Raw genomic sequence first — 10,007 nt, 5'->3', positions numbered from 1 at the left:
ATATATAAATATCTTAACAACTATTTTTGAAAGATAGATGTGAACTCACGCTTCATTGGTGGGTTCTGACGTGCTTTTTTAAGTTGCTTACACATATCTTTCACACAGTTATGAAGAACTTTGTCTAATGCAGCTGCTTTGTATTCTGCTTGTGCTTCTGCATCCATATCTTCAGGGAAAGTCGTGTCTTGCATTTCACTTAGGAAATCTACACCTGAGTAGCTTTGGCTTAGTGCAACTAACGCATGAAACTGTTCAAAGTTATCAAGTACGTTTTGCGCACTTGCTGGTAGTGAATTCCATGCTTCACGTGTGCTTGGCTCAGAAACCTTGTACACGTTTACCAACATATCGATAAGCTCAGCTGGTACTTTTTCAACTTTAATAACTTGGCGAAGTTCTGGAGAACAGTCTTCTAGTGTAAAGGTTACTTCTTCAACGATTTGCTCGTCTTTATTGTTCATCTCAGACATGGCTTTTTCCTACAGCATAAGTTTAAGGAGAGGAATCCTATATTTCTAACGTCAAATGTCAATATATCATGTAGAAAACAGTTATAAATGGACGTTTCATATCAATGTGATGATTGTCGCACCATGCTTATTAAGCTAGCTTTTATATAAATGATTGACCAGACTTACGGAAAAATATTATTAGGCATGTAAAATGCTTAATAAACCTTACTTATAAATACCCAAAAGGTATCTAAATGGACCCGATGCACATTCTACTTGTTGATGATGTTCTTTCTGAAAGGTTACATCTAGAACTAAGATTAAAAAAATTTGGTCATGTAGTTAAAGCTGTATCATCAGGCCAGGATGCCCTTAATTGTTATGCGACATTTGATCCTGATCTTGTCTTGTTAGATATCTGTATGCCGGATATGCAAGGCACAGAGCTTGCACAAAGTATTCGAGAGCGTTTTACCGAGTGGGTACCTATTATCTTTTTAAGTGGTCATTCTGAGCCTGAGCTGATTGTAGAAGCTATCGATAAAGGTGGGGACGATTATCTAACAAAGCCTGTAAATGGCATGGTGTTATCAGCGAAATTAAAGGCGATGCAACGTATTTCTGCAATGAGAAGGAAATTGCAACAAACGTCGTTGCAACTACAGAAAGCCAATGAACTTTTGTATCAGCAAGTCAATGAAGATGGTTTAACAGCGTTGGCTAATCGACGTTATTTGGATCAAAAGCTAACAGAATTTGTCGCATTACATGGTCGAAACGGGCAACCACTGACAATGATCATGCTTGATGTTGATCACTTTAAGCCTTTCAACGATCACTATGGTCATATTGAAGGGGATAACTGCCTAAAACTATTAGCTGCGACATTAAAGAAAAATTTCAGCCGAGCCGGTGAGATTTGCGCTCGTTATGGCGGTGAAGAGTTTGTCATTTTGCTAAGCAGTTGCAATAGCATGCAAGCAAAGAAAGAGTGTGAGCGTTTAAAGCAAGCTATTGCTTCATTGAACATCGAACATAACTTTTCTCAAACATCATCAAGTGTCACTGTTAGCCAAGGTGCAATAACATGGATACCTACGGGATTAGAAAGTATCGAAAATCTATATCAAGAAGTGGATAAGCTGTTATACCAAGCGAAAGCAAATGGCAGAGATCAATATATTACCGCAGATTACTTGAGTATACCCGTTGATCAAAGTGAAAATTAATATTGATAACACGTAGGTAAGTTGTTGTTTAAAAAGCCATCAAACTGCATTTTAAGTGCTTGCTGTGTTATCAGAACGTGTTATGTTCTTAACAACAATAATGAGTAACATTCCTAGCAAGTGTAATGACACTGCTTATTATTTTATTTGGTGAGTTAGAAAGGGTGAAGGACGGTCATGGAAATTAATTTGACACAAAATCAAGCGCGTGTGATTGGCTGTATGCTTGAAAAAGAAATCACAACTCCAGATCAATACCCGTTGACATTAAATGCATTAACAACGGCATGTAACCAAAAAAGTAGCCGTGAACCAGTAATGTCACTTGATGAAGCCACAGTGCTTGATACCGTAGAAGAGTTAAAAGCTAAGCGCATGATGGCGGATGTAAGTAGCTTTGGTAGCCGAGTAGCAAAGTTTCAGCATCGCTTTTGTAATACAGAATTTGGTAGCCTGCAGTTCACAAAACAAGAATTAGGTGCATTGATCGTATTACTGCTTCGCGGTCCACAAACTGCAGGTGAAATTCGTACTCGAACAAACCGCTTATGTGAGTTTACAGATGTACGTGAAGCAGAAGCAGTACTGACTAAACTTGCGAGTGAAGAAAAAGGTCCTTACGTGGTGAAATTGCCACGTGAGCCCGGTAAACGCGATTGTCGTTATATGCACTTGTTTAGTGGTGAAGTGGATCTATCCGCGTACGAGAGCGCAGCACAAGCGGTTACATCTGCTGGTGGTAATAACGAGCGTATTGCTCAACTTGAAAATGATGTAGCAGAATTAAAACAGCAAGTGGCTGAGTTACAAGCGGTATTAGCATCATTGACTGAGTAAATCTGGCTTTACGGCGATTTAGGCAATGATTTATTGCACCCCGTAGCCATCCACGATTAGAATACTCGATACGAACAGGTTCAGCATTGCTGAGCCTGTTTTTGTTTTAAACGAGATGAGTATTTGATGAGCAGTGAAGAAACACAAGTAATAACACCTTGGTATGTTTATTTGATCCGAACATCATCAAATAGTTTGTATTGTGGTGTCACAACGGATGTTGAACGTCGTTTTAATGAACATCAACACAGTAAGAAAGGGGCCAAGTACCTTAAGGGTAAGGGACCTTTAACACTCGCTTGGTCACAGCAAGTGCGTAATAAGCGTGATGCGATGGTATTTGAATACAAGATAAAGAAAACCCTGACTAAGCAGCGTAAAGAACAATTGATAACAACAGACACTTGCCTTTATCAGCTATTTCCACAAGATCCTGAGTAATAGTAAAGCGCATTATCTCAATTAAAATTCACATTTTCATATCTCACTGTAATTCTCTGTTTTTCAATAACTAGTGCAGATATGCGAAAAATTTCAAGTTATATGCCTCAGATCTGGCACCAAAAGTGTAAGACGTATCCTCAACGGAGGGCGTATAACATGCAACAGCAAATAAGTAAGGTTAATTACATGGCCATTAACGCCACAATTTACAAAGTAAACATGAACGTTGCCGACATGGATCGCCATGTTTATTTAGATCAGCAACATACCATTGCTTGTCATCCATCTGAAACCCTACAACGTTTCATGCTACGTGTATTAGCTTGGGGCTTAAACGCCGATCCAAACTTACAATTCACCAAAGGTGTAAGCACGACGGAAGAGCCTGATCTTTGGACGAAAAGTATCATTGATGACATCGAATTATGGGTTGAGCTTGGCTTACCGGATGAAAAACGTATCCGTAAAGCATCACACAAAGCAGATAAAGTGATTATCTACGCTTATGGTGACAATGCAGCCCCAATTTGGTGGCAAGCAAACAAAAATAAAATCAATGCATTAGATAATGTTTCTGTGGTTTTCATTCGTGATGAAGAACTGCAAGAATTAGAGAAGTTAGTTGAGCGTAGTATGCAACTTCAACTAACAATTGAAGGAGAACAGGCTTGGTTGAGTGCGTCGAATGCGAACGTAACAATCATTCCTGAATGGTGGAAGCGCTAATTTTTAATTGATAAATGTTTCGCTTAATGTTGGTGATATTACCCATATTTGCGATATAGCTCCGAAGTGAGTTAGTGGCAATAAGTGATTGTATTACTGAAGTAACAGCATTAAGACTGAACAAACTGGGCGGGGTAGATTTAATCTACACCGTCTTTTTTTTTGCCATTTTATGACATGATTCAGTATTTGTTATATAGGCTTGAATATAATGACCATGCAGAAGCAGCATGTCAGCGATGATTAGAATCGATAAGTTATTGCTATTCACGATACAATTATCAATATTGAAACAGCATTCTTAGCTTTAATTGAGATTCTTATCTTTGTCATTATGCAATCACAACTAAGACGCATAATGCGATTGTTTATCAGCTAATCATCAGTTATTACTCATTCATAATGCTGCGTATAAGGACGATATATGCCACAACGAATTTATGATCTAGCAAAGCGAATTTGGGACTATCACCAATTGAATCACACTATGGTGAAAAGTGATTGTATTTTCGTACTAGGGAGCAACGATGATCGTGTTGCCGAGCGTGCAGTTGAACTCTACAAGCAAGGGTTTGCCCCATACATTGTATTTTCTGGTGGTGTTGGTGAGTTAACCGAAGGGCTATATGACACATCAGAAGCCGAGCACTTTGCCAAAATTGCGATAGATATGGGGGTGCCGAAACAAGATATCCTGATTGAGCCTGAGTCGACCAATACTGGCGAGAACGTGGTGTTTACTCGTCGCTTGTTGGAGCAAAAAGGATTACATCCAAGTCGCTTTATTTTGGTACAAAAGCCTTTTATGGAGCGTCGTACATTAGCGACTTTTGAGCAGCAATGGCCAAACATGACAGCCATTGTTACGTCGCCACAATTGGGTTTTGACGATTATGCAAATGATGTAATTAGCTTTGGTGATTTGATCAATGTGATGGTGGGAGATCTACAACGTATCCGTTTTTATCCTGAGCTTGGCTTTTCAACTAAACATCCAATTCCAGAAGATGTGTGGGATGCGTTTGAGTGTTTAGTCAATCATGGTTTTGATCAGCATTTATCACCTCAACTGTCAGAAAAAGCCTCATAGATACGATGACTAACAGCTAAAAAGTAAAAAGGCGAACTAAAGAGTTCGCCTTTTTCATTTGCAACTAACAACCCATTAGAATGGTTTAGGAGCAAAACCTGTTACTTCTTTTAAGCCCATACCACGACCAACAGCCGTCATAGGGTGAACAACAACAAGACCTTTCACTGATTTCTTCAGTTTGCCCATGTCAGCTTGTTCAGCTTTCGTCAGTACACGGTTGAAAGCAAGAGACTTAACATCTTTACTTTTGCTGCTAACTTCCGCTGATTGACGGTGTTTAACGTTTTGAACTTTCTTCTTCAGTTTTTGAAGCTCATCTTTAAACTGCTTCATGATCACTTTGTCATCACGTTGAATAGCAGCAGCAAGTTTACGCTGGCACTTGTCCATGCGGTTATTAAGATTTTGAAGCTCTTGGTTTAAATTCATTTCATTACCTTCGTGTTTACGCTCGCAATACACCAAATCGCAGCATTGTGGCGAGTAGGGTATTGAGTTGTCCAATATTATACCTTATATCTGCCAAATCGTGAGCAATATCATGAAAGTATTTTTTATTAGCCTGTTTTACAGTGTTACGCTTTTTCTTCAGCCATCCACTGTGCAACTTGCTTAGTGTAGTAACTTACAATCAAATCTGCACCAGCACGTTTAAAGCCAGTCAATGTTTCGTATACCACACGCTTTTCATCAAGAGCACCAGCAAGTGCAGCAAATTTAATTCCAGCGTATTCACCACCCACTTGGTAAACCGCTAAAGGTAAGTGGGTTTCACGGCGAAGATTTGCAACCACATCAAGGTATGGTGTACCCGGTTTCACCATCAGAATATCAGCGCCTTCTTCTTCATCCAGTAGTGCTTCTTGTAGTGCTTGACGACCATTGGCGCAATCCATTTGGTACTCTTTGCGATCGCCTGTTAATTCACAATCTACCGCAGTACGGAACGGACCATAGAAAGAAGAAGCAAACTTCACCGCATGAGCCAGAATAGCCACATGCTCAAAGCCAGCAGCATCCAAACCTTCACGAATAGCTTTCACTTGACCATCCATCATTGCAGATGGCGCTAACATATCCGCACCTGCACGAGCAGCGGTAACACTTTGCTTAACTAATAGCTCAAGCGTTTCATCGTTTAGTACATGCTCTTCGTGGTAAACGCCACAGTGACCGTGTGTTGTATATTCACAGAAACAAATATCAGGAATAACCATCATATCAGGACATGCTGCTTTAATGGTTTTCACCATACGTGCCAATAAACCATCGTCATTCCATGTATCGCTGCCGATTTCATCTTTAGTGTGTGAAATACCGAACGGCATAACATAGCGAACACCTAGCTGATAAAGTGCTTTTACTTCATCTGCTAACATGGTTTCAGGAATGCGTGAAATGCCTGGCATGGTGCTGATTGGCACTTCTTCCGTTAGGGTTTCTTCGATGAAAATAGGGTGGATTAAATCAGCAAGTTTGAATTCATTTTCACGAACAAGATCACGCATATTTGCGCTGCGACGCATACGGCGGATGCGTTTAAGAGGGGTAGAAGTAGAGTTAGTCATTGGATATTGTCATTTTTAATAATAAATACGCATACATCATACAAAAAATAACATTCATATCAAATTTTAATGAAACAAAAATTCCTATTACATCAAAAGGTGGTTTTTAACGAGAAATCGTGTTGGGAATAACAAACAGCTATCATTTATTAAAGAGCTTATTTGCAGAGATGTAAGAAGAACGATGAATAAAACTACTCAGGGAAGATTGATCTTTATTTTAGTTAGCATACTCATTTGTTTTGCTGGTGGTTTTGGGGTTGGAAAATATTACCGCCAGCAAGAAAAGCTTGCTTTAGAACAAGCAAAGCAAGAAGCCAAAGCAGCTGCGCAACAAGCAAAGCGAGAACGCTGGTTAGATGTCGAGTAATGCTTACAGATCTCGCATAATAATTTCAAAGTTTTCATCAGCTTCGTCAATCATACGTGATACCAGATCTGCGTCCTTGTTTGATAGAATAATGTCCCACGAACTTTTCATTGAACGGGTTTTGTAGACCAGATCAACACCAGATTCGATTTTCTTAAAAGCCAGTTTGTGGAAATCGCCTTCTAATACCTTCTTTTTCCCTTCGATCATAAATTGAATTGAGCCTGTAGGGCTAATATAGACATCCACTTCAGAACTGTTGTTAGGAAGTTTAAAATGCTTATGTTCAATATACATAATCACTCCTTGGTTTGAGTTGCACCATAATATATTCAAAACTCGTACCAAAAATATAAGTAACAAAATCATATGATTAATAGTACTGCGTGAGATTGTTTCCAAAAAAATGCTCATAAGCGGTGAGCTATTGAACTAAAACAGTGCATCAATGAAGGTTCAATAGTGTGTGAAACATAGCGCAAATCAATTATTGAGTGAAAAGTCATTTGTTACTTAAATGTTATTGTGGGTGTTATCACTAACTAAAATGTAGAAGTTGTTTTTTGCTTTCCAGACCTTTAAACATAAATAAGTATATTTTATAAAACAAAAAGGAATGGTTATGAAAAAGCACATTGGATTGTTATCACTTGCCTTATTAGCTGGTTGCGGCGGTGGAGGGGGAGGCGGTGATAATAGTGTTGATAAAAATAATGAAGAGATATCTCCAGATTCTCCGCATTGTGGCAATATGCCTGAAATGTCTTGTACCTATAACTTAAATGATCTGACTTTTAACTATTGGTTAAGCGTAAAAGATGCAGTAGAAGGTGCAGAGGCTCCTTATGAACTGTATGGTGCTGCAGTCATGGTTAATTCCACACCAGAAGCCGTATCTATTGTTAAGCCGGACAGAATTGAAGTGGTGTCTGATGGTAAAATATATCAAGCAGATACCGTTGCAGTTGGTGGAAAACGCCTTGATTTTAATAACTTACCAATGGATAAAACCTACGAGATCTACTGGTATCGTAACGATGACATCATTTCTCATGCTTATATTGATGATTTGCCTAGCGGAGTCGCATTGTTTGAGGTTGAAGCTAACCAGCAAACGGATACATTGACGTTTAGCTGGCAAAATATACCAAGTAACCCAAGCAATGCTGGTGATATTCGCTATCTTACGTGTACTGACAATAACAATATGAGTGATTTAGTCTCAACAACGGTGGTGACTTATCAAGAAAACCTCACCTCACCATATACTGCACCATTAACAATCAAAGAGTTATTTGGCTCGTCATTGACGGAGTTAAAAACACAATATAAAACCTGTGATATCAATATAACGACTTTCACTAGTGACAATGCAATAACGCCTGTTAACTACACTAATGAAGCGATGTTGATCCACTTAAAGCGTGAGCAAGAGCATATTAGCTCTCTGTTCTAATGTTGGTAACTTCGCTTTTTATGTTGGGAAATGTAGTGTCGTCTTTTCCCAACGCGTAGCAAGACTTCTAAGTTAAATCCTACCATTTCGAATCTCTCTACTGACCTATCTATTTTATCGTCTAGCAATAGTAGTCTCTGTATAAAACGTAGTCATTTTTATTTATTTTCCGATTGTAAAATAAAATTTTATCCTGCGCTCAAAAATGGTGTTTAAGCCATTATCACTCAATACGTTATGTGAAAAATGACTATATTTTTGGTGAAATACTCTGAATGATCAATGTTGCATTTTTGTAAAATGAAGCTTTGAATTGTTTCATTGTTGTGTACTATGCACTGGCTCGACAGCAAAATAGTGTTATTAGTCACTATTAAATTATAAAAACACAACATAACAATCGGAGATGAGCAATGGATAAATCGCTCTCAACCAAGATCTTTGTCGGTCTTTTTGCAGGTCTAATAATCGGAACAGCAATCCAATATGTTTTTAACGATATAGCACTCTTTGATACTTATCTATTAGGTGCAGCAGAAGGGGCGGGTGGTATGTTTGTATCACTGATCAAACTGCTCGTTGTACCTCTTGTCTTTGTATCTATTGTTTGCGGTATCGTGGAATTAAAAGATGTCAAAGCGTTTGGTCGTCTTGGTGGGAAAACTTTTGCGCTCTACATTATCAATACCATCATCGCGATCAGTGCTGCGTTAGCGGTAGGTATGATTTTTCAGCCGGGTAAAGGGGCTAACTTAGCAGGTAGCGTATCTGAAACCGTCAAACTGACAACAACAGAAACGCCTAATATCTTTGATTTAGTGGTGAACATTGTACCAAGCAACCCAGTACAAGCTTTTGCTAATGGTGACATGTTACAAATCATCTTTATGGCGATTTTAACTGGTCTTGCCATTCAAGCGCTTGATTCTCGTGGTGGTCCTGCTATTCGTACCTTTAAGGTCGCCAATGAGATCATGATGAAGCTGGTTGGCTTAGTGATGAGCCTTGCTCCATACGGTGTCTTTGCTCTAATGATCCAATTAGGGGCTACATTGGATTCAAATACGCTGTTATCTGTTGCTGGTTACGTCGCGTTAGTTGTTAGTATGCTGGTGTTTTGGATCTTCATCTTCTACCCAATGGCAGTGAGTATTGCGACAGGCACATCTCCGAAAACCTTCTTACGTGCGACTCGTGAGCAGATCTTATTCTCTCTATCAACAGCAAGTTCAAACGCAACTATCCCTGTAACTATGCGTACGCTTACGGAAAAATTAAACGTATCAAAATCAGTCGCAGGCTTTGGTGTACCTCTAGGTGCAACCATGAACATGTCAGGTGTTTCTATTTACATTGCATTAGCAACCATCTTTGTTGCGAACGCATTTGGTCAGCCAATTAACTCGTCAGATATCGTGACATTAGGGTTAACCATCTTGCTATTGTCTGTAGGTGCTGGTGGTGTACCGGGCGGTGGTATCGTGATGGTAGGCGTATTGCTGAACCAATTAGGATTACCACCAGAAGGCTTAGCCATTGTTGCGGCAGTCGATCGTATTAACGATATGTTCTGTACTTCTTCGAACGTGGTAGGTGATACAGCAGTAAACACAATTGTTGCTAAAACCGAAGGTGCTATTGAAGAGCCAGTCAATGCAGAAGTAAATCCAGCTTAAACCACACTTATTAATTACGAAGCGGAGCTCAGGCTCCGCTTTTTTAGTTCTTTAATTTCCTAACATTTTACTTTTTTTTTACCTCTATTCTATTACGTTTTATTCTGAATGTGAGAAATATTGAATTACTTCAATGTTCATAGTTATATAAAT

The 10,007-nt window shown here is 39.1% G+C and carries 12 protein-coding genes; 8 read left to right on the top strand and 4 right to left on the bottom strand.

Annotated features, from left to right (window positions below; genetic code table 11):
• Nucleotides 1-20: 20 nt before the first annotated feature.
• A complete protein-coding gene (locus E5A76_RS05985) occupies nt 21-473 on the bottom strand; it encodes a DUF3069 domain-containing protein (RefSeq protein ID WP_053988978.1) in 453 nt (150 codons plus the stop codon).
• 236 nt (nt 474-709) lie between these two features.
• On the opposite strand from E5A76_RS05985, the gene E5A76_RS05980 reads away from it, so the two are divergent.
• From E5A76_RS05980 to E5A76_RS05960, 5 genes are all read left to right on the top strand, one after another.
• A complete protein-coding gene (locus E5A76_RS05980) occupies nt 710-1,684 on the top strand; it encodes a GGDEF domain-containing response regulator (RefSeq protein ID WP_161118389.1) in 975 nt (324 codons plus the stop codon).
• 177 nt (nt 1,685-1,861) lie between these two features.
• The gene (locus tag E5A76_RS05975) at nt 1,862-2,521 is read left to right on the top strand and encodes a YceH family protein (RefSeq protein WP_161118388.1); all 660 of its coding nucleotides are present in this window, start codon (nt 1,862-1,864) and stop codon (nt 2,519-2,521) included.
• Nucleotides 2,522-2,647: 126 nt separating this feature from the next.
• Nucleotides 2,648-2,962, top strand: a complete 315-nt coding sequence (locus E5A76_RS05970) for a GIY-YIG nuclease family protein (protein WP_161118387.1) — start codon at nt 2,648-2,650, stop codon at nt 2,960-2,962.
• Nucleotides 2,963-3,151: 189 nt separating this feature from the next.
• Nucleotides 3,152-3,691, top strand: coding sequence for a YaeQ family protein (locus tag E5A76_RS05965; RefSeq protein WP_053988982.1), 540 nt, complete (start codon nt 3,152-3,154; stop codon nt 3,689-3,691).
• 424 nt (nt 3,692-4,115) lie between these two features.
• Nucleotides 4,116-4,781, top strand: a complete 666-nt coding sequence (locus E5A76_RS05960; protein ID WP_161118386.1) for a YdcF family protein — start codon at nt 4,116-4,118, stop codon at nt 4,779-4,781.
• 75 nt (nt 4,782-4,856) lie between these two features.
• Here the strand turns inward: E5A76_RS05960 and E5A76_RS05955 are convergent, their stop codons facing one another.
• Both E5A76_RS05955 and hemB read right to left on the bottom strand, forming a co-directional pair.
• Entirely contained in the window at nt 4,857-5,213 is a 357-nt protein-coding gene (locus E5A76_RS05955; RefSeq protein ID WP_008989219.1) for a YibL family ribosome-associated protein, read from the bottom strand.
• A gap of 146 nt (nt 5,214-5,359) precedes the next feature.
• A complete protein-coding gene (hemB, locus tag E5A76_RS05950) occupies nt 5,360-6,352 on the bottom strand; it encodes a porphobilinogen synthase (RefSeq protein WP_161118385.1) in 993 nt (330 codons plus the stop codon).
• A gap of 184 nt (nt 6,353-6,536) precedes the next feature.
• On the opposite strand from hemB, the gene E5A76_RS05945 reads away from it, so the two are divergent.
• Nucleotides 6,537-6,722, top strand: a complete 186-nt coding sequence (locus E5A76_RS05945) for a hypothetical protein (RefSeq protein ID WP_107165713.1) — start codon at nt 6,537-6,539, stop codon at nt 6,720-6,722.
• A gap of 3 nt (nt 6,723-6,725) precedes the next feature.
• On the opposite strand, the gene E5A76_RS05940 is transcribed toward E5A76_RS05945, so the two are convergent.
• Nucleotides 6,726-7,019: a hypothetical protein gene (locus E5A76_RS05940; protein WP_161118384.1), complete on the bottom strand. Its 294-nt coding sequence runs from the start codon at nt 7,017-7,019 to the stop codon at nt 6,726-6,728.
• Between the two features lie 325 nt (nt 7,020-7,344).
• Here E5A76_RS05940 and E5A76_RS05935 point away from each other — a divergent pair, with 325 nt between their 5' ends.
• Nucleotides 7,345-8,178 carry a hypothetical protein gene (locus tag E5A76_RS05935; RefSeq protein WP_053988988.1) on the top strand — a complete coding sequence of 278 codons (834 nt, stop codon included), beginning with the start codon at nt 7,345-7,347 and terminating at the stop codon, nt 8,176-8,178.
• Between the two features lie 413 nt (nt 8,179-8,591).
• Nucleotides 8,592-9,854: a dicarboxylate/amino acid:cation symporter gene (locus E5A76_RS05930; protein ID WP_161118383.1), complete on the top strand. Its 1,263-nt coding sequence runs from the start codon at nt 8,592-8,594 to the stop codon at nt 9,852-9,854.
• The last annotated feature ends 153 nt before the right edge of the window (nt 9,855-10,007 follow it).

This window comes from Photobacterium lucens, from assembly GCF_009873615.1.
Taxonomy (GTDB): Bacteria; Pseudomonadota; Gammaproteobacteria; order Enterobacterales; family Vibrionaceae; genus Photobacterium; species Photobacterium lucens.
The sequence above is the reverse complement of the archived record's forward strand: the minus strand, read 5'-3'. Positions and strand labels throughout refer to the sequence as shown.